Source organism: Streptomyces sp. LaPpAH-108, assembly GCF_000373625.1.
GTDB lineage: Bacteria > Actinomycetota > Actinomycetes > Streptomycetales > Streptomycetaceae > Streptomyces.
This window is the reverse complement of sequence record NZ_KB891999.1, coordinates 256309-275389: the sequence shown is the minus strand read 5'-3', so window position 1 is coordinate 275389 and position 19081 is coordinate 256309. Positions and strand designations below refer to the sequence as shown.

Below are 19081 nucleotides of genomic sequence, written 5' to 3'. Positions count from 1 at the left end.
CATCCTGGCACCCGACACCCGCCCGGGGAACGGCACTTGCGCGAATCCCCGCCGGACACCTCGGGCGCGCCCCGGAGTCAGCTCTCGTCGACGTGCCTGCGCAGCAGATACGTGTCCATGATCCAGCCCTTGCGCTCGCGTGCCGCCGCCCTCAACTCCTCGATGCGAGGCGCCGCTTCGGCGAGAGGGCCGGAGACCAGGATCTCGTCCGGGGTGCCGATGTACGCGCCCCAGTAGATGTCCATGTCCTCCTCGGCGTACCGCCGGAAGGTCTGGTGGGCGTCCAGCATCACCACGACGTCGTCCACCCCGTCGGGGAAGCCCCCCGCCAGCCGCCGCCCGGTCGTGATCTGCACCGGCCGACCGACCCGGTTCAGCCCCGTGCGGTGCCGGGCGACCAGCGAGGAGACGCTGCTGATCCCGGGGATCACGTCGTACGAGAACTCCACCGCGCCCCGCGCCAGCACCTCCTCCAGAATCCCGAGCGTGCTGTCGTACAGCGCCGGGTCGCCCCAGACCAGGAAGGCCCCCGTGCCGTCCGCACCGACCTCGTGCTCGATGAGCCGCTCATAGATCCCGGCCCGCGCGCTCCGCCAGTCCCCGACCGCAGGCGAGTACCCCGCGCCGCCCGCCGTCCGGTCCCGCTCCGGGTCACGCGCCGCCACCACCCGGTACGACCCCGGCTCCAGATGCGCGTCCAGGATCTCCCGGCGCAGCCCCGTCAGATCGCTCTTCGCCTCCCCCTTGTCCAGCAGGAAGAACACGTCGGTACCGCGCAGCGCCTTGACCGCCTGCAACGTCAGCTGGTCGGGGTCGCCGGCACCGATCCCGATGACATGAATCTTTCGCACGGGTCGAGTGTGCCGTACGGGTACGCGGGGGATCGGGCCGGGCCGAGCTGCGGCTCCGGGGCCCGCATCAGGCGCCCTCAGATGCACTCAGGGACGCCCATGAGCACTCAGGGACGCTCAGGGACGGAGCCTGGGCGCCTCCACCCCCGCGTCGACGACTCCACCCTCCTTCTCCACCCGCTCGGCCAGCCCCACGGCCCACACCCCGACCCCGCCGAGATCGATCCCGTACGGCCGGGGCTCCCCGCTCTCCACCCCCCACGCCCGCACGGCCCCCGCACCGCGCCGCAGCAGCCGGGCACCGCCCTTGGTGTTCCCCCGGGCCGCGTGGGTGAGCCCCACGGCGACCTGCGCCAGCCCCCGCCACAGCTCTCGCTCGCTCTCGGGCCCCGACTTCCACGCATCCTCGAACACCTCGTGCGCATGGAACGGCTTCCCCGCGTCCAGCAGCGCCTGCGCCTCCACGACCGTCTCCCCGGGCGACCGCACGACCCCCTCCGGCTGCCGCTCCACCCCGTCCGCGCCGTACGGCAACGGCCGCCCCAGCCCGTCGCGGGGCCGCGCATTCCGCGCCCGCCCCTCCATGTCCCGGTCCCGCCCGTCACCCACCGGCCTCGCGTCCGCGTCTCCCATACGACCGATTCTCCCCTCCCCACCGGAAACCGACTTCGGCCCACCCCGCCACGTGGGGTAAAGTGCTGTTCGCGCGATCACGCGGGTCACCGTGAGTGAGCGCATCGGGACGTGGCGCAGCTTGGTAGCGCACTTGACTGGGGGTCAAGGGGTCGCAGGTTCAAATCCTGTCGTCCCGACTCGTGAGAGTCGCAGGTGAGGGCCGGTTTCGGAGAAATCCGAAACCGGCCCTCGGCCGTTCTTGGGGGACCGGTGGGGGACCAGCGGCCATCGAACCGGAGGCCGGGCTCATCGACCGGGACCAGGAACAGTGCGGTTGGGCGCCAGTAGCTGCCGTTGAGGCGATTGCGCGGCCCTCGATGGTGAACTCCTCACCGGCTTTGCGGAGCGGGCCGCCTGCAACAGAAGCGTGACGTGTTGCAGGCGAGCCTCGGCAGTGCGGACGAGCTGCGGCAGGGCGGGGACCAGGGCGTGGGTGAGTAGCAGATCGGCCGCGATGATGGATGCATTGATCCAGAGCAGCGCCCGCACCGTTCACCCAGGATCGCGAGTGTTACGGGGCTGAGCACCGAGGCCCTGTAGGGCGTGGGCCGTGATTAGCACACCCGTCGACGGGGCGAGCGCGCAGACCAGTGAGACCGCACCAACATGGCCAGCCCGCGTCTGGAACACCTGGCGCAGTCCGGGACGATCCACCAGCCGCTGGATTTCCTGGACGTCAACTACTACACGCCCAGGCTTGTGTCCTCTGCCATGGGTGAGGTCAGCCATGGTTCCGACGGCCACGGGATGAGCGATCAAGTCCCTGGCCGGGCGCTGACCGGATCGCCTTCCACCGCCCCGCGCACAGCACCACCACGATGGGGTGAGCGGTCGACCCCAGCGGGCTGTACGACCTGCTGATGCGGCTGAAGGCGGACCTCCCCGCGGCACCTCTGATGATCACCGAGAACGGGGCGGTGTTCGACGACTACGTCACCCCGGACGGCAAGCCGGCCGATCGTGGCGGGAGTCGACATACAGGGCTGCTTCTTGTGGTCCCTGCTGGACAACTTCGAGTGGAGCTACGGACACAGCAAGCACGTGTGAGGCCCGAGCAGGGCTGGGGATCGGCAGGTAGAGAAGCCCGGTCGTGCTCGCAGGGGGCCTCAGGGCGCACTGATGACCGGAGAAGCCGTGGCGTGGCTTGGATCCTTTTCGCTGTGGATCCGGTGCGCTTTCTGGCCAGTTCTCGTGATGTGCGGCCTCCGCGACCGTCGTCGTCAGCGGCCGCCGCTTTGGTGAACGTTCAAGCTTTCGAGAAGTGCGATGTCGTGATGGTCGACGTCCCTGAGCGTGTAGCCGCGGCGGAAGCCGAGTTGTTTCGAGACCGACAGGCACGGGACGGCCCGGCCCTGGAGCGTCCCGACGGTGAAGGCGCCGTGGGGATACAGGAAGACGCCGCCGTCGAGGTCGGCCTGTCGCCCCACTCCTTCAGTGTCGAAGACGACCGGATGCAGATCCACCCAGCGTCGTCCGGGAGCCGCGAGTTCCACACGTGTAGGACGCTGTTCCGTCTCCACCCGGTAACCGAACGCTTCCAGCGCGTCGACTGTCGCAGTCTCGCTCCTGGCGTCCAACGCGAGGTCCACATCTCGGTGTTGGCGCGTCTGACGCCCCACGAGGACGTCCACTCCCCACCCGCCGGCGACCCAGTACGGAGCGTCGGCGGACTCCAGGATGTCGAGCAGGTCGAAGAGATCGGTGATGTCCATCAAGTCAACCCAACCAGGAAGCCGAACCGTTCGCAAGATACATGTGAATACATGTGAAAAAATAATATATGTGCGATATGTCGGTGTGGTCTGCGCGTCGAAAATCAGCCCACTGATGGGCGTTGACGAATGACAGTCTTGAATTTTCGAAGTTCTGTCATTAGTTTGCTCATCCAGTCAGCTCATCCGACCTACCAAGGTGGATAACTTGCTGTACTTGGACTCAGCCACCGCCGGGCACTGCATCGACTGGTTACAGACCGGGCTCATCCACGGCGTGACCACCAACTCGACCCTTGTAGCGAAGGCCGGCGCCACCTCGGTGTCCTCGACCGTCAAGCGGATCCTTGACAGTGGGACCGCCGAAGTGCATGCGCAGGTTCTCTCCGAGGCGGACGCGGACGCCTATCAGCAGGCGATGGCGTTGGCCAGTCTCGATCCGCGGGTTCGGGTGAAGATTCCCTTCGTGACCTCGGCAGGACGGTGCCGGGCCGGACTCATCCGTCGAGTGCGTGACGCCGGGGTCAAGGTGAACGTCACCGTCTGCACCTCGCGCGCCGAGTTGTACGCGGCCCTGTTGTTGCAGCCCGAGTATCTGAGCCTTCTCTGGTGCCGCACGCGCGACGCGGGGGAGGACCCCGCTCAGGCGGTCCGTGCCGTGGCAACCCGTCGTTCCCTGACCAGCACCGGTACGCGCCTGGTCATCGGAAGCATCCGCGAACCCGCCGACGTCACCGCGGCACTCGACACTCCCTGCGACATCGTCACCGTGCCCCCGGCCGTCCTGGAGCAGTGGATCGACCATCCACGCAGCGTGGAGATGGCCCGTCAATTCGTCACGGATGCCGAGGGACTCGTCGCATGACCGAGGTCCCGGCACAGGTACCGTTCGCGGCCCCTTTCATTGGGGAAGAGGAGATCTCCGCCGTCACCGAGGTATTGCGCGGCGGATGGATCGGCACGGGTTCCGTCGCGCGGGACACCGAGAACCGCTTCAGCCGCTACCTCGGTGTCGAGCACTCCCTGCTGCTCAACTCCGGTACCGCGGCGCTGCATCTCGCACTTCTGGCGCTCAGAGTGGGTCCGGGCGACGAGGTCATCGTGCCCACGACGACCTTCACGGCATCCGCGGCCACGGTTGTGCACGCGGGCGCCACCCCTGTGCTGGTCGATGTCGAGCCGCACAGGCTCACCATCGACCTGGACCAGGTGCGACAGCATCTCACCAGGCGCACGCGCGCCGTGATGGCCGTTCACTTCGCCGGCCGCATGGCCGACATGCGAGCACTACGCCGACTGTGCGACGAACACGGCGTGGCCCTCATCGAGGACTCGGCCCACGCTCTGCCCGCCGAACGGGACGGGGTGACGCCCGGCCGGCTCGCGGACGCCACGGCGTTCTCGTTCTTCGTCACGAAGCCACTCACCAGCGCCGAAGGCGGCCTCCTGGTCTGCCGTCGCGCGGACCTGGTGGCAAGGGCCCGGACGCTGAGTGCCCACGGCATCGACCGCGACGCGTTCGCGCGGCACCATTCGGGACGGTCGCCGCACTACGACGTCGTCGCGGCCGGCATGAAATACAACATGCCGGATGTGGCCGCGGCGCTGTTGCGCTGCCAGTTGGATCGCTGCGACGCGCTGCACGAACGCCGCCGTGCGATCGCGGAGCGCTACGCGAAGGGTCTCGCATCCCTGACCGGCCTGCTGCTGCCGCTCGCCGACACCGCATCGGACAGTTCATCGTGGTACCTCTACGCCGTCCAGTTGCCCGAGGGTGTCGACCGTGATGACGTGGCGGACCGGCTCCGCCGACGCGGCATCGGAACCAGCGTCCACTTCAGACCGCTGCACCAGTTCAGCTACTACCGTGCCGAACTGCCTTCCGCCGCCCGTGCCTTCCCTGTCGCCGCCGCCGCCTACCGAAGGCTTTTGTCGCTGCCGCTCTTCCCGGCGATGACGAACGAGGATGTGGACTCCGTCATCGCGGCCCTGACGGACGAACTTCGGCGAGTCACCGGTCCGCGATGACCCAGTTGGTCGTTCTCTGCGGCGGGCTCGGAACCCGGATGGCGTCGGTCAGCGGTGGTGTGCAGAAGTGCATGCTTCCCGTCGCAGGCCGTCCCTTCCTGAGCCACGTACTGGACCGGGCCGTCCGGCCGCCTGTCGACCGAGTCCTGCTTCTCGCGGGGCACGACGCCCGTTCCGTACGGGAGCTGGCTCGGGCCTGGCAGCCACCTCATCAGGGAGAATTGCCGTCCATCCCACTTCCCGGAACCGAAACACCTCTTCACGTGGAGACCCTCGTGGAAGCCGCGCCTGCCGGTCCCGTCGGGGCGCTGCGCGAAGCGTTGTCCCGCCTCGACGAGGAGTTCCTCCTCGTTCTCGGGGACGTCCTTCCGCCCGACAGAAGAGACTTGTGGCAAGCCCTCAGCGGCATCCTGCGTCGACAACAGGCACAGGCCGTCATGTCGGTCGCCCCCACGAGCCGTTCACATGATCCGGGCAACATCAGCGTCGACGGGCCGTGGGTCGACCGCTACGACAAGGGATCCGGCGCGCCGTACATCGACCGCGGGGTCCGGTTCCTTCGCCGCGACGCGCTGGAGTCCCATCCCGGCGACAGCGACAGTCCGTTCTTCGGGGCTCTTGCCGCCCGACGCGGGCTCGCCCACTGGATCTGCGACGAGTCGATCATCGAGATCGGCACCCCGGATCGCTGGCGGCACGCTTGCGCCACCCTGGCCGATCTTCCCAGCGGGCCGTGCATCACGCCCTCCCGAGCCGAGAGACAGCGCCGATGACGACGGTTCGCAGCTCCGCTCCGATGCGCGTCAGCATCGCCGGCGGAGGCACCGACCTACCCGAGTACTACCGCCACGGCCCCACCACCGTCGTTGCGGCAGCCCTGTCGCTGCGTGTTCACGTCAGTGTCGCCGACCGGCCGGCCCGCGCGTTGGCCGAGCTGAACGCGACAGGCACCCCGTGGCATTACTTCCTGCCGCCCGCCGACGCCGCGCGGCACCCGTATCCCGCGGCCGCGGCGGTCGTCCTCGGGTTGAGCAGCCTGCCCAGCATCGCCGTGGGCTCCCTCGTACCGCCCGGTTCGGGACTCGGCGGTTCCGGCGCCTACTCCGTCGCCCTCGTTGACGCGCTCGCTCGCTGGAGTGGTCGTTCTCTGTCGCCGCAGAAGACCGCTTCCCTGGCGTTCCGGCTCGAACGCGAGGTACTCGGCCGCACGATCGGACAGCAGGACGCCTGGGCAGCAGCACTGGGCGGCGTGCAGCGCCTCCGCTTCGAACCCGACGGTTCCGTCACCGCCACCCCCAGTCCCCCTTTGAACTCTGCGCTGGCCCGGCTCATCGACAACGGTCTGCTGCTCTACCGGCTCCCCGGCACCCGCGATGCCTCCCGTGTCCTGTCCCGGGCCCCAGAAGTCACCCCCGAACACCACCGGCAGGCGACGGGCGCCGCGGCGCTCACCGAGGAAGCCTTCCTGAGCGGTGACATCGCCGTGGTCGGAGCAGCCCTCCGGGCGCACTGGGCCCGGAAGATCGTCGCCAATCCGGCCACCGACCACCCCGTGTGCCGACGGATCGGGGAAGCTCGGGACGCCGACGGAATAGCCGGGTTCAAACTGATCGGCGCCGGAGGCGGTGGGCACGTGCTCATCGCGGCCGATCCCCCTCGCAGCGAACGCGCCCGGGCTTTTCTGGACGGCCTTGGCCTCACGCGCGTCCCCTTACAGATTTCCCAACAGGGCCTGGACAGCACCTGGTCGACGGCGGAACTCGGCCGATGCGAGGGGGACACATGCGCGTCGGCGTGATCGGTGCCGGGCTGCAGTGCGGGCGGCGTCTTTCAGCACTGGAGTCGGACGACGAGTTGGTCGGTATCGCCGCACCCGAAGCGGACGAGAGCTGGGCGCGCGCCCACTCGGTCAGAGCCCGCGTGTTCGACCACTGGGACCAACTCCTCGCGCAGCCCGGACTGGACGCGGTCATCGTCGCGACGCCACCCGACTCGCACCTCGCGGCGACCATTGCGGCTCTCACAGCCGGAAAACACGTCCTGTGCGAGAAGCCGCTCGCTCGCAGCAGCGAGGAGGCGGCCCGGATGGAGGCCGTGGCACGCGACCAGGGGAGGGCCTTGCACTGCGGGTTCAACCACCGCTTCCACCCCGCCGTCCGTGCTCTGGCCCGGATCGTGGCCGATGGCGAGTACGGCAGACCCCTCTCCGCCCTGGGCGTGTATGGCTACGGCATCCGCGAGGGTTACTCGGAGGAGTGGCGCGCCGACCCGGGCGTCGTGTCGGGCGGGCAACTGATGGAACAGGGCATTCACCTGATCGACCTGATCGACGGACTGCTGTGGCCGATCGACGACGTGATCGCTCACACCCAGCACTCGTTCGGCCTGCCGACCGGTATCGAGGACGACGCCCACGTCATGCTGCGATCGGCCGTCGGCCAGGTCGCCATGGTCCGCAGCAGCCTGAGCCAGTGGCACAACCGCTTCCTGTTCGAAGTCACCTTCGAACGGGCCACCGTGCGGATCGACGGCCTGACCGGCTCTTACGGCGAGCAGACCCTGACGGTCGAACACCGCGACGACGGGCCGTTCGGCGCGCAGGTCACCCGGTTCCGCGGCGCCGACCGGTCCTGGGCCGCGGAATGGACCCACTTCCGGGAGACGATCGCACAGGACCCCGCGCCGCCCCCTGATCCGGCCGGCCGACGTGCCCTTGCCGTCGTCGAGGCCGCCTACCGCTCCACCCACCGAGGCCGCTGGACCCCCGTCACGAAGGAGACACCATGAGTCTGTCCAGCATCACAGCGCTCCGCGACGCGGCCGCCACCGTCACGGCCGGCCTGGACACGGACGCGCTCGCTGCGGCCGTAGGGGTGCTCGCCGACTGCCGTGCGACCCGTGGTGTCGTCCTGACCGCCGGGATCGGCGGATCCAGCTCCACCGCCTCCCACTTCGCCGCCGACCTGACCAAATTCACCCGCACCCCCCACGAGCCGCATCTGCGCGCCGTCGCCCTGCTGGACAACATCGCCTGCCATACGGCATGGACCAATGACGACGACCCCGGCCTGGCCTTGGCCTACCTGGCTGAACCATGGCTGCCCAGCCACGCCGAGGCCCGCGACGCCGTTGTGCTCTTCTCCGTGCACGGTGGCGCCCGCGACGGCTCCGTCTCACGCGGTCTGGTGGAGCTGGCCGCCTTCGCCCGCAAACGAGGTGTCACGGTGATCGCCGTGACCGGCTTCGACGGGGGAGCCACCTCCGATCTGGCCGATGTGCACATCAACGTCCCGCTGGACCGTGAGCCGCTCGCCACGCCCGGTATCGAGTCCGTGCACCTCCTCGTCGCCCACGCCCTCTGTCTTGCCCTCACCGATGGAGAAAAGCGATGACCCGACCTCGCACCCTGGTGACCGGCGGCGCCGGTTTCATCGGAAGCCATGTCGTCGACCACCTGGTCGCCGCGGACAGCACACCCGTGGTGGTGGTCGACAATTTCTCCAACACCACCCGCACGTGGATCGAACCTCACGAGCGTGACAGCACTGTCGTCGTCCACGAACTGGACATCCTGGAAACCGACCGGCTGACCGAGGTGATGTCGGACGGCGTGGACCAGGTCATCCACCTGGCCGCCAGCGTCGACATGCGCGTCGGCCTCGAGGACAACTGGGTCGACATCCAGCAGTCGGTTCTGGGAACCCGCTCGGTCCTGGAAGCCATGCGGCGGGCCGACGTGAGACAGATCGTCTTCTCCTCCTCCTCGACCGTCTACGGCGAACTCGCGCAGCGCCCCACCGCCGAGCACCACGGCCCCATGCTGCCCATCTCCGTCTACGGCGCGGCCAAACTCGGCGCCGAAGCGCTGATCTCCTCCTACTGCCACCTCTACGGCTTCCGGGCGAGCATCTTCCGCTTCGGCAACGTGGTCGGCGGACGCATGAACCACGGAGTCATCTACGACTTCCTCAAAAAGCTGCGCGAGGACCCGAGTCGGCTCCACATCCTGGGTGACGGACACCAGCGCAAGAACTACTTCCTCGCCGAGGACTGCGCCCGCGGCATCGTCGACCTGGCCGCCGCGGCGAAGACTGACATCCTTGTCGCCAACCTGGGCTCCACCGAGACCGTCACCGTCGCCAGGATCGCCGCGATCGTGTTGGAAGAACTCGGCCTGGACTCGGAGATCGAGTACGGCGGTGGCAAGCGCGGCTGGCCCGGCGACGTTCCGGTGGTGGAGTTCGACCTGTCCAAGGCCCACTCCATGGGCTGGCACAGCTCGCGTGAGTCCGAGGACGCCATCCGTGAGGCGGTACGCCGCCAGATAGGTGAAGCCGGGCATGCCTGACGTCCTGCTGATCGGCGACTGGCACCTCGCGTCGGTGACTGCTGCCGGGCTGACACGGCTCGGTTACACGGTCCACCTATGGCCTGACGCCGTCGAAACACCGGACCGAGCAGCCTTCGACGCCCTCACCCGTGGGCACCGCTGCGGCGACGAACCCGAGATCGCGGGAATTCTCGCCACCGCGCGAGAGAAAGGCACCCTGCGACCGGTGCTCGGCGAGGCGCAGGCCGCCCAGGTCCTGCGGCACGCCGACATGAGCGTTGTCGTCCACGACACCGGAACCGCCGCCGACGGCACCGTCACCGACACCCGGCCCGTCACCGCACTGCGTCGACTGCTCGGGGACCATCGGCGACACGGGCCCGTCGTCGTTGCGAGCCAACTCCGCGCGGGCACCTGCGACACCGCCCTCGCCACCGCAGGCCTGCCGGTGGACAGCCCCGACCTCATCCACATTCCCGAGAACCTGCGTCTGGGCCGAGCGATCACCGACTTCCTGCACCCCGTACGGACCGTCGTAGGATGCAACGCTCCCCAACTTCCCCAAGCTGTAAGTGACTTGCTGGAGCGCCTCGGATCTTGCGACGAGCTGCACATGCGACTCGTCGAGGCAGAGCTGGTCAAGCACGGCACCAACGCCTATCTCGCTCTGTGCATCACCCTCGCCAACGAGCTGGGGACCATCGCCGGCCATTTCGGCGCCGATCCGGTGACCGTCCTCGACGGCGTCCGCGCCGACGAACGTGTCGCCGCCGGAGCCCCGCTGCGACCCGGAGAACCGTACGCGGGCGCCACCCTGCACCGTGACGTGCGCGCTCTCGTGGAACACGGTGAACCCATCGGCCGTGACGGCCTCTTCCGCGCCGTGGCCCATGCCAACGCCGTCCACGCGCTGGCTCCGCTGGCAGCCCTGGACAAGCACCTCGAAGGCGTCGCCGAGCGGACAGTCTGCCTGCTCGGCCTCACCTACAAGCCCGGGGTGTCCACGCTCCGCGACTCCGCGGCCCTGCGGTTGGCCGACGAACTGCACGCACAGGGCGCCAGGGTCACCGCCTTCGATCCGATCGCCGAGACCGCCGACCTCCGGGACCTGCACCGCTGCACCACGTTCACCGAGGCAGCGGCCGATGCCGACTGCGTGGTACTGACGGTGGAGCATCCGGCCTTCACCGAACCGGCGTTCTTCGAGAGTGCCACTCCGCGGCACGCCTTGCTGCTGCGGCTGACCCAGGCGGAGCGTCGCAGCCGTGTACCGACCCCGCGCGGGTGGAAGTCGGTGGACCTGTGGAACAGCTGACCACTGCCGCACGGGGCCGGGGATGGTGCGTGTTCTTCGACCGGGACGGCACGCTCAACACCCACGTCCTACGGAGCGGACGGCGCACCTCCCCGCGTCACACACAGGAATGGACCACCCTGCCCGGCGTCCAGGAATGCTTCACCCAACTGCGTGGGGCCGGTGCCCTGATCGCCCTCTTCACGAACCAGCCCGACCTGTCCCGAGGACTGATCGACCGCTCCGCGCTCGATCGGATGCACCGCCGACTGGGCCGGCTCGACGGCGTCTACGTGTGCTCCCACAGCGCGCGGCACCGCTGCCGGTGCCGCAAGCCCTCCAGCGTGCTGCTGCGCCAGGCCGCCGTCGACCTGTCGTTGGACCTCGAGGGCAGTTACCTCGTCGGGGACCGTCCCACCGACGCACAAGCCGGTCTGAACGCCGGATGCACCACGGTCCTGATCAGCCCACGCACCCCGCCGCGGGCCAGCACGGTGACCGGCGTGCACTACGCCCCGAGTCTCCTGGAAGCCGCCCACACCGTCCTGCGTCACCGCCGTTCCCGAACTGCCCGGCACGTCAACGGAACACCTTCACCCAAGGAGTCAGCCCGATGAAGCTCGGCACCATTCTCGACATGTCCGAGTTCGGCGACCTGCACGGCGGCGACATCGTGGCCGAAGCGCTGGACCGAAAGTGGATCGAGAACTTCGCGGAGGGCCAGTACGTCTACCGTGCCCCCTGGGTCCGCCTGCTGCGACGCCTGCAGAGCGAGATCCTCGATCGTGCCTACGCCAACGACTTCGAGGAGTGGCTGTTCCCGCGCCTGATCCCGCGGCAGGCACTCGACGACTTCCGGCTGAGCCAGTACGCGCCCGAACTCCTCGTCCCGGCAGGCGTGGACGGTGACCAGGTCCTCGATCCGGTCCAGTGCATCAGCCTCTACCACCTCATGCGCGGCCGGCAACTGTCGCTGGACGAGCTGCCGCTGCGCATCGTGGAGACCCTCGGCGGCTGGACCTGGCGCAACGAGTACTCCGCAGACCTGGACGGCCCCATCAAAGCGCGCGAGTTCCTCCGTATCGAGCACGTCTTCTTCGGCACCCGTGAGCAGGTCCGGGCCACCCGCGGCCAGGTGCGCCGGACACTGACCGAGCTCCTCTCCGGCTGGGGACTGAGCTGGCAGGTCGTCGCCGCGGAGGGCTGCATGGAAATACCCTCCCTCGTCGCGGCGCAGGACGACGCGGAGACCGCCGACGAGGTGCCCGTGCAGGACATCGAGGTCCCGCTCAGCAGCAACCGCCCCGGCCGGGCCCGCCCGGGCTGGGCGGACCACTTCGACGAGCGGTTCGACCTCCGGGAGATCTCTGGCTGCTCCGCCGAGGGCACCCACCAGACCGAGAGCTTCCACATCACGGTGGAAGGCCAGGAGCTGTGGAGCGGCTGCTGCGGTATCGGCCTGAACCGGCTCGTCGTGGCCTACCTCTACCAGCACGGGTTCGACGCCGCCCTCAAGGAGCTTTGATGTCTGACCACCGGCTGGCGGTTCTGCTCCTGACCAACGAAGGCTTCCGACAGGTCGACGGCGGCGTGGCCCGGTACATCCACAACATCCTCGACTCCCGTGACGACGTCGCCACGATCGCCGACGAACGCGGGGTCCAGGTGGAGTGGCACGTCGCCGAACGTGCCAACTGCGCGGGCCTGGACGAGAAGTGCTTCGCTCAGGCCCTGGACCGATACGTACACCGCGGAGCCGTGCGTTATCACCCGTTGGCCGACCCGCGGGCCCACAGTTGGGAGGTGGACCACTTCGAGCACTGCATGGCCCTCGGCTCTGCAGCGGGTCAAGTCGCCCTCACGGTGGGCCGCGAGGCGGACTCCCTCCTCGTCATCTCCGGGATGAGCATGTTCGCCATGGCCGCACGCTTCGTCGTCCGGGCCGCCGACCAGTTCGGGCTTGCGGCGAGCTACGTGCACATGACCCACAACCCCGTCCTGCGCCCCGACGGCGACGCCGAGTTGCCCGAGACGTACGCCGACTCGGTGATGGGACACCTGGCCCGCTCGGACCCCCGCGTGTGCATCGGCTGGGAGTCGCACTGGATGCGCCACCAATATCAGCAGGTCTACGGCATCCCGGACGACAAGACCCTCTACGCCCGTGCCGGGGTGCCCACCGACGACGCCAAGTTCCGGCCGGGTCCACCGGACCCCGCACTCCTGCGCGAACTCGGAATCCCCACCGACCGTGATCTGGTGATCAGTTGGGGCCGGGGGGTTGCCGAGAAGGGCTTCCACAAGCTGGTCGACGCCGCTCGCCTGGCCGGGGACCGGCTGGTCCCGGTGATCCTCAACCCGCGCCCCTACGCCGACCTGGAGGAGCATGTCCGGAACACCGGATCACCGGCAGTGCTCCTTCACGGTCAGGACGACCGAGTCCTCACCGCTCTCTGCCAATGGCCGCGAACCCTGTCCGCGGCCTTTCTGTCCGAGCGGGAGGCCGCCTCCGTCACCCCGGTGGAGGCGGCGCTGATGAACAACGGGAAGGGCCTCGTCGTCGCTGTACTGCCCACCGGCGTCTACCCGGAACTCGTCGAACTCGGTGTCAGCGGCCTGGTGGCGGCCGGCCGGGGCACCGCTGACGCCGCGGCCATGCTCACAGCAGTGACCGAGCTGACCCTGAAGGAGAGAACGGACCTCAGCCAGGCGGCCCTGGAGCGCGCCCGCCGGGAACACGACTTCCGCACGAACTGGCGGCGCTCCTTCCAGGCCATGCTCGACCGGCATCTGTCGGTGGCCGGTGCTCCGCTCCACAGCGGAGCGCCGGTATGAGAAACGGAGCGCGGACGTGTCCTGTCGTCGGTCCGAGACCGGACAGGGCACAGCTCACAGCCACGAAGACAGTGGAAGGAACCACGACACATGCCGGCCCAAGAACCGCTCGTCCACGCCGAGGCACTGGTGAAGCGTTATGGGGACTTCACCGCACTGGGCGGCGTCGAGTTCGAGGTCCGGCCGGGCCAGGTCTTCGGCCTGCTCGGACCGAACGGAGCGGGAAAGTCCTCCACGATGCGCATGATCAGCTGTATCTCCAAGCCGACGGAGGGCACGCTGCGCATATTCGGCATGGACGCGGTCGCCAACGGACCCGCGATACGCGCGAGGATCGGAGTCTGTCCCCAACAGGACACACTCGACCCCGAACTGAGTCTGCTGCAGAACCTCACCGTCTTCGCGCGCTACTTCAGGATCTCGCGTGCGACAGCGGCCGCACGCGCCGCCGAACTGCTGGCGTTCGTCCATCTCGAGGACCGGGCCGGCCATCGCGTCGATTCGCTGTCCGGCGGCATGAAACGGCGTCTGAGCATCGCCCGCGCGATGATCAACGATCCTGAGCTGATTCTCCTGGACGAGCCCACCACAGGACTCGACCCCCAGGCCCGTCATCTCCTCTGGGAACGCCTGGACCGGCTCCGCCGACGGGGCATCACCCAGATACTCACCACGCACTACATGGACGAGGCGGAGCAGCTGTGCGACTGGCTGGTCGTCGTCGACAGCGGCCGGATCGTCGCAACCGGTACACCCAGCGGACTGATCGCTCAGCACTGCACCAAAGAGGTCGTCGAACTGCGCCTTCGGCAGGCCGACGCGCCCATGGACGAACTGAACCGATTGGGACTCCGGGTCGAAACGCTGCCCGACCGAGCGCTGATCTACGCCGACGACGGTGAGGCCGCGGCCTCCGCCGTCCACCGGAACGGCATCGAGGTCCGCAGCGTCCTGGTCCGCCGCGGCGGACTCGAAGACGTCTTCCTGCACCTGACCGGCCGAACCCTGGTGGACTGACCGTGGCCCTGACCGATTCCCGAGTTGTCGCCGTCACCGCCCATCTGCTCACCACCTACCGCCGTACCTGGCTCGACTCGGTGTTCAATTCGTTCCTGCTGCCGCTGTGCCTGCTCACCGGCATCGGTTGGTCGGTGGGTCGGTACGTCGGTGACGAGCCTCAACCCGGCGTCTCCTACTTCGCCTTCGTCGGTGCCGGACTTCTGGCCACATCCGTCGTCCAGATCAGTGCCGCCGAGTCCGCCTGGGCAGTCTTCGGCGGCTTCGAGTGGGGTCGTATCTATCACGCCATGCGGCTCACACCGGCCAGGCCGACAGACATCATGACGGGGCATCTGGCCGCGGTCGTCGGGCGTGCGACCCTCGGCGGACTCAGCTTCCTGATCGTCATCGAGCTCTTCGGCATCGGACACCGGTGGACCGCCTTGGCAGTCGTCCCGCTTCTGCCGATGTTCGCCGTCTCGATCGCCGCTCCGGTCATGGCGTTCAGCGCCACTGTGCGGAGCGCCGGGATGTTCGACGTCCTCTTCCGTATCGGCATCGTTCCCATGGCCATGTTCAGCGGTGTCTACTTCCCGCTCGACGTCCTGCCAGCCCTGCCCCATGCCGTGGTACTGGCCCTGCCCCTGACGCACGCCGCCGACCTGTCCCGCATGCTGCTGCTCGGCTCCGGTACCGCCCGGGACGCGGCCGTGGACCTGCTCTGTCTGGCTGTCTGGGCCGTCGCCGGACTCGCTCTCGCCCGTCGCGCCTTCTCTCGACGCTTCTCGGACTAGGAGGGTCTGTGCCTGTATCCACGGCCGCGGCGCCCGGTCGGACGGAAACCGTCCGGGCGGCCCATGTCTGGGCGGTGTTCCTGCGCAACGTCGAGGCGGCCCGCCATGCGTCATACCTGTGGGTCCTGCTGTCCGGACTCTTCGAGCCCGTCTTCTTCCTCGGCGCGATCGGCCTCGGCGTCGGCACCCTGGTCGGCGATCTGACCGTCTACGGCCACGAGGTCAGCTACGCCACGTTCGTGGCTCCGGCGATGCTCGCGTCCTCTCTCATGAACGGTGCCGTGTCGGAGTCGACGTTCACCTTCTTCACCAGGCTCAGAATGACGAAGATCCACGACGCCACGGCCTGCACTCCTGTCTCGTCACTCGCGATCGTCTGCAGCGAGATGCTGTGGAACGTCGCCACGAGTGCCGTGCACGCCGTGTCGTTCCTGGCCTTCATGTGCGCTCTCGACCTGGTCCAACCCGCGCGCCTGCCGACGCTGTTCATCGCTGCTCTCCTGGTGAGCGCCGCGTTCTCGGCCATGGGTCTTGCCCTGTCCACGTTCCTACGAGGCACCTACGACTTCGACCGAGTCAACCTGGTGACCTTCAGCATGTTCGTCTTCTCCGGCACGTTCACGCCGACCGAGGGCTACCCCGCGACGCTCGGCCTCCTCGCTCAGTGCACGCCCCTGGCCCAGGCCGTCGATCTGGTCCGGAGCCTGGCGCTCGACACCGTCGGCTGGGCCACGGCACGCCCCATTGTCTATCTGCTCGTCCTGATGGCGGCCGGGCTGCTCCTCGCCGGCCACCGAGTGGAGAGGATCCTGCGCGCATGACCGCCAACCCCGCCCGCACCGCGGGAGCGGAAAAGGGCCCGGACCTGTACCGGGCCGCGGACGCCCGGACCAACGGCACACGCGTCGACGCTTCCGGACCAGATGCCCGCCTGGTCGAGGAATCGGTGGCCCGAGCCGTCGTACGGCTCTCCGGCCCCGAGGAGTACCTCGAATTCCACCTGGTGGCTCCCGCCGACGCGCTGACCCTGCGCTATTCGCTCCCCGACGCCCCCACGGGCGGCGGACGCATCGAGCGGTTGGTCCTGTACATCGACGGAGAGGAATGCCATCGGCTGACCCTGAGTTCCCGCTTCTCCTGGTATTACGGCGGATATCCGTTCACCAACGACCCGGCAGCCGGCCGGGCACACCATCTCTACGACGACGTGCACGTACTCCTCGGCCGGAGATGCCCGCCGGGCACACGCATCACCCTGCGGCCCGTGGCCGAGGCGGAAGTGCCGGTCACCGTCGACATCGCCTGCTTCGAGGAGACCGGCGGACCCGTATCGCCGCCGCAGGACGCCCTGTCGGTGCTCGACTTCGGTGCGGACCCGACGGGTACCGCCGATTCGACCTCGGCCATCCGGACCGCTGTCGAGACAGCCACCGGGACCGAGCGCACCGTCTGGCTGCCCCGGGGCGTCTATACGGTGACCGACCACATCCTCCTGGACCGGGTCACGATCCGCGGTGCCGGCCCTTGGTACACCGAACTGCGCGGTGCCGGGGTCGGTCTGTACGGGCACTCGGCGCCCAGCCCCAGCACCGGCGTGCACGTGTCCGGACTCGCGATCTTCGGCAATGTCACCGAGCGCGACGATGCGGCGCAACACAACGGCATCGGAGGCGCGTTGGGCGGTGGTTCCACCATCGAGGATGTGTGGATCGCCCACACCAAGTGCGGCATGTGGTTGGACGGGCCTTTCGAGGATCTGACCATCCGGAATGTTCGGATCATGAACACCACTGCGGACGGCATCAATCTGCACCGCGGGGTCTCGGACGTCACTATCACCGGCTGCCACATACGCAACACCGGCGACGACGCCATCGCCCTGTGGTCAGACGGGATGGCCACTCACCACAACACGGTGCACGCGAACACCATCGTGCTGCCGATACTGGCCAATCACATCGCCGTCTACGGCGGTCACGACAACCGGATCACGGGAAACCTGCTGGCCGACTCGGTCGCCGAGGGCGGCGGGATCCACATCGCCAACCGCTACGGCGCCGTTCCCCTCGCGGGGAAAACCCTCGTCGAAGGAAACTTCCTGATCCGGACAGGCTCCTATCACCCTCGATACCGCGCGGGAGTGGGCGCCTTGTGGCTACTGGCCGACGACGCCCCCATGACGGCTGACGTGACGATCAGCGGGAACATCCTGACCAATAGCCCCTATGCGGCCGTGCAGTTGAGTGGTGGCCGGATCGACGGCGTGGCCGTGGACGGGATGACCATCGAGGGCGCGGGCACCTGCGCGGTCCATCTGGAGGCGACCGGCTCCGCCCGTTTCGCCCGGGTCAGCGCCGTACGGCTCGGCGTGACCGGGATACACCGCGCCGCTCCGGGATTCGATCTCCTGCGCGGCACGGGCAACGAGGGCTGGGACGCAGAGCTGCCCGAACTGCCACCGGACGGTGCCCTCCACGCGTCGGTCACCCGCCTCGACTTCGAAGCAACCATGCCGTTCACCTCCGGCGCTCCTCAACGCCTGGAACTCCACAATCCCGGTCCTCGGCAGGTCATCGTCCAACGCGTCGAACTCACCGGTGACTTCACCGCAGCGTCGCCCACTCGGGACATGGTCGCGCCCGGAGCGAGTGCCGTGCTCACCGTGGGATTCACCCCCTCGCGTACCGGCCGGCGTACCGGGGTACTCACCGTGCACTCGAACGCACCTCGCAGTCCGCTCCACGTCGACCTGACCGGCGTCGGCTTCGACCCCACCGGGGACAGAGCTCTCGGGCGGCGCGTCAGGGCAAGTACGGCGATGGGGGGCTTTCCGCCCGAATCCACCGTCGACGGTACCGAGAGGACGTGGTGGCAGAGCGACGGCATGGGGTTTCCGCAGTGGCTCCAGGTGGACCTCGGCGAGCCTGTGCCTCTCGCGCGCATCGTCCTGCGGACTCCGCGGAGCTGGGACGAACGCACCGAGACGCTGGCCGTCCACATCGGGCTCACGGAGGACGATCTCGTACCCGCCACCCCCGCCGTAGCCTGCCGATTCGCTCCGGAGCTGCGCAATACCGTCGTTCTCCCGCTCGCTCACACGGCCCGGTTCGTCCGTTTACAGGTCACCCACAACACGGCGTGGGCCGGGGCAGCCCTCTCCGCCTTCGAGGTGTACGCGGCGGATGACTGACGGCGGATTCCGCGCAGACCACGACGACGTCCACGATGAGGCTCCGTCAGCCCGGAGCGTGCGGTAGCAACTCCGAGTGCCGGAACGGACAGGACGCAGCCCTCGGCCGGTCTGTCGGCCAGGGATACGGACGGAGGTGGTCGCCGATCGCAACGACCTTCGTGCTGGTTCGCGCCGCTGGTACACCTTCGACAGCGGCAACCACGATGCCGCCCAGCGCCTCTTTCTCGGCGCTCTGCGGGCAGCCCACGCCTCCGGCGACTCTCGTCTACGCGTCGGCGCCTTGGGCTTCCTTGCCCTCCACCCCTGCTCCTCACCCGCCAAGCCCGCCCGGGAGAGGATGACCCGCACGGGCTGTACTGGATCAACCCAG

General features: G+C 68.5%; 18 protein-coding genes, 1 tRNA gene and 1 pseudogene. 17 read left to right on the top strand and 3 right to left on the bottom strand.

The genetic code is table 11. The features are described from left to right. Positions 1 to 77 precede the first annotated feature (77 nt). Together cobF and B079_RS0130070 are read right to left on the bottom strand one after the other, a co-directional pair. Positions 78 to 851 (bottom strand): precorrin-6A synthase (deacetylating), encoded by a 774-nt coding sequence (gene cobF / locus B079_RS0130075; protein ID WP_018549569.1) that lies wholly within the window; start codon positions 849 to 851, stop codon positions 78 to 80. A 117-nt stretch (positions 852 to 968) separates the two neighbouring features. Further along, complete coding sequence (locus B079_RS0130070; RefSeq protein WP_018549568.1) at positions 969 to 1484, bottom strand: DUF309 domain-containing protein; 516 nt, start codon at positions 1482 to 1484, stop codon at positions 969 to 971. 105 nt (positions 1485 to 1589) lie between these two features. Here B079_RS0130070 and B079_RS0130065 point away from each other — a divergent pair. After that, positions 1590 to 1663 (top strand) — tRNA-Pro (locus B079_RS0130065). A 511-nt stretch (positions 1664 to 2174) separates the two neighbouring features. Next, a pseudogene (locus B079_RS34485) lies at positions 2175 to 2564 on the top strand (family 1 glycosylhydrolase); the annotation flags it as partial. A gap of 182 nt (positions 2565 to 2746) precedes the next feature. Here the strand turns inward: B079_RS34485 and B079_RS0130060 are convergent. Further along, positions 2747 to 3238, bottom strand: a complete 492-nt coding sequence (locus B079_RS0130060) for a nucleotidyltransferase domain-containing protein (RefSeq protein WP_018549567.1) — start codon at positions 3236 to 3238, stop codon at positions 2747 to 2749. 217 nt (positions 3239 to 3455) lie between these two features. Between B079_RS0130060 and B079_RS0130055 the strand changes: the two genes are divergently transcribed. The 15 genes from B079_RS0130055 (at position 3456) to B079_RS33435 (ending at position 18708) form a co-directional block, all read left to right on the top strand. After that, positions 3456 to 4103 carry a transaldolase family protein gene (locus B079_RS0130055; protein ID WP_158685072.1) on the top strand — a complete coding sequence of 216 codons (648 nt, stop codon included), beginning with the start codon at positions 3456 to 3458 and terminating at the stop codon, positions 4101 to 4103. After that, complete coding sequence (locus B079_RS0130050; RefSeq protein ID WP_018549565.1) at positions 4100 to 5266, top strand: DegT/DnrJ/EryC1/StrS family aminotransferase; 1167 nt, start codon at positions 4100 to 4102, stop codon at positions 5264 to 5266. The genes B079_RS0130055 and B079_RS0130050 overlap by 4 nt, the downstream gene beginning before the upstream one ends. After that, positions 5263 to 6039: an NTP transferase domain-containing protein gene (locus B079_RS0130045; RefSeq protein WP_078496135.1), complete on the top strand. Its 777-nt coding sequence runs from the start codon at positions 5263 to 5265 to the stop codon at positions 6037 to 6039. The genes B079_RS0130050 and B079_RS0130045 overlap by 4 nt, the downstream gene beginning before the upstream one ends. After that, positions 6036 to 7064: a hypothetical protein gene (locus tag B079_RS0130040; RefSeq protein WP_078496134.1), complete on the top strand. Its 1029-nt coding sequence runs from the start codon at positions 6036 to 6038 to the stop codon at positions 7062 to 7064. The genes B079_RS0130045 and B079_RS0130040 overlap by 4 nt, the downstream gene beginning before the upstream one ends. Continuing rightward, positions 7049 to 8053: a Gfo/Idh/MocA family protein gene (locus B079_RS33445; RefSeq protein WP_018549562.1), complete on the top strand. Its 1005-nt coding sequence runs from the start codon at positions 7049 to 7051 to the stop codon at positions 8051 to 8053. Before B079_RS0130040 ends, B079_RS33445 begins: the two co-directional genes overlap by 16 nt. After that, entirely contained in the window at positions 8050 to 8658 is a 609-nt protein-coding gene (locus B079_RS33440; protein ID WP_018549561.1) for an SIS domain-containing protein, read from the top strand. The genes B079_RS33445 and B079_RS33440 overlap by 4 nt, the downstream gene beginning before the upstream one ends. Further along, positions 8655 to 9614, top strand: coding sequence for an NAD-dependent epimerase/dehydratase family protein (locus B079_RS0130025; protein WP_018549560.1), 960 nt, complete (start codon positions 8655 to 8657; stop codon positions 9612 to 9614). Before B079_RS33440 ends, B079_RS0130025 begins: the two co-directional genes overlap by 4 nt. After that, positions 9607 to 10911, top strand: coding sequence for a UDP binding domain-containing protein (locus B079_RS34480; RefSeq protein ID WP_158685071.1), 1305 nt, complete (start codon positions 9607 to 9609; stop codon positions 10909 to 10911). Before B079_RS0130025 ends, B079_RS34480 begins: the two co-directional genes overlap by 8 nt. A gap of 29 nt (positions 10912 to 10940) precedes the next feature. Continuing rightward, positions 10941 to 11507 (top strand): HAD-IIIA family hydrolase, encoded by a 567-nt coding sequence (locus B079_RS33065; protein WP_018549558.1) that lies wholly within the window; start codon positions 10941 to 10943, stop codon positions 11505 to 11507. Further along, a complete protein-coding gene (locus B079_RS0130010; protein WP_018549557.1) occupies positions 11504 to 12415 on the top strand; it encodes an aminoacyl--tRNA ligase-related protein in 912 nt (303 codons plus the stop codon). The genes B079_RS33065 and B079_RS0130010 overlap by 4 nt, the downstream gene beginning before the upstream one ends. After that, positions 12415 to 13725 (top strand): glycosyltransferase family 4 protein, encoded by a 1311-nt coding sequence (locus tag B079_RS0130005; RefSeq protein ID WP_018549556.1) that lies wholly within the window; start codon positions 12415 to 12417, stop codon positions 13723 to 13725. The genes B079_RS0130010 and B079_RS0130005 overlap by 1 nt, the downstream gene beginning before the upstream one ends. A gap of 90 nt (positions 13726 to 13815) precedes the next feature. Then, positions 13816 to 14742, top strand: a complete 927-nt coding sequence (locus tag B079_RS0130000; protein ID WP_018549555.1) for an ABC transporter ATP-binding protein — start codon at positions 13816 to 13818, stop codon at positions 14740 to 14742. 2 nt (positions 14743 to 14744) lie between these two features. Next, complete coding sequence (locus tag B079_RS0129995) at positions 14745 to 15518, top strand: ABC transporter permease (protein ID WP_018549554.1); 774 nt, start codon at positions 14745 to 14747, stop codon at positions 15516 to 15518. Between the two features lie 8 nt (positions 15519 to 15526). Further along, positions 15527 to 16339: an ABC transporter permease gene (locus tag B079_RS33060; RefSeq protein ID WP_158685070.1), complete on the top strand. Its 813-nt coding sequence runs from the start codon at positions 15527 to 15529 to the stop codon at positions 16337 to 16339. Further along, entirely contained in the window at positions 16336 to 18708 is a 2373-nt protein-coding gene (locus B079_RS33435; protein WP_018549552.1) for a glycosyl hydrolase family 28-related protein, read from the top strand. Before B079_RS33060 ends, B079_RS33435 begins: the two co-directional genes overlap by 4 nt. Positions 18709 to 19081: the final 373 nt, after the last annotated feature.

What these genes read in the sequence shown, in the direction of transcription:
- B079_RS0130070 (WP_018549568.1), bottom strand. Translation starts at nt 1,484, where the DNA reads ATGGGAGACGCGGACGCGAGGCCGGTGGGTGACGGGCGGGACCGGGAC.
- B079_RS0130060 (WP_018549567.1), bottom strand. Translation starts at nt 3,238, where the DNA reads ATGGACATCACCGATCTCTTCGACCTGCTCGACATCCTGGAGTCCGCC.
- B079_RS0130050 (WP_018549565.1), top strand. Translation starts at nt 4,100, where the DNA reads ATGACCGAGGTCCCGGCACAGGTACCGTTCGCGGCCCCTTTCATTGGG.
- B079_RS0130045 (WP_078496135.1), top strand. Translation starts at nt 5,263, where the DNA reads ATGACCCAGTTGGTCGTTCTCTGCGGCGGGCTCGGAACCCGGATGGCG.
- B079_RS0130040 (WP_078496134.1), top strand. Translation starts at nt 6,036, where the DNA reads ATGACGACGGTTCGCAGCTCCGCTCCGATGCGCGTCAGCATCGCCGGC.
- B079_RS33445 (WP_018549562.1), top strand. Translation starts at nt 7,049, where the DNA reads ATGCGCGTCGGCGTGATCGGTGCCGGGCTGCAGTGCGGGCGGCGTCTT.
- B079_RS33440 (WP_018549561.1), top strand. Translation starts at nt 8,050, where the DNA reads ATGAGTCTGTCCAGCATCACAGCGCTCCGCGACGCGGCCGCCACCGTC.
- B079_RS0130025 (WP_018549560.1), top strand. Translation starts at nt 8,655, where the DNA reads ATGACCCGACCTCGCACCCTGGTGACCGGCGGCGCCGGTTTCATCGGA.
- B079_RS34480 (WP_158685071.1), top strand. Translation starts at nt 9,607, where the DNA reads ATGCCTGACGTCCTGCTGATCGGCGACTGGCACCTCGCGTCGGTGACT.
- B079_RS0130010 (WP_018549557.1), top strand. Translation starts at nt 11,504, where the DNA reads ATGAAGCTCGGCACCATTCTCGACATGTCCGAGTTCGGCGACCTGCAC.
- B079_RS0130005 (WP_018549556.1), top strand. Translation starts at nt 12,415, where the DNA reads ATGTCTGACCACCGGCTGGCGGTTCTGCTCCTGACCAACGAAGGCTTC.
- B079_RS0130000 (WP_018549555.1), top strand. Translation starts at nt 13,816, where the DNA reads ATGCCGGCCCAAGAACCGCTCGTCCACGCCGAGGCACTGGTGAAGCGT.
- B079_RS33435 (WP_018549552.1), top strand. Translation starts at nt 16,336, where the DNA reads ATGACCGCCAACCCCGCCCGCACCGCGGGAGCGGAAAAGGGCCCGGAC.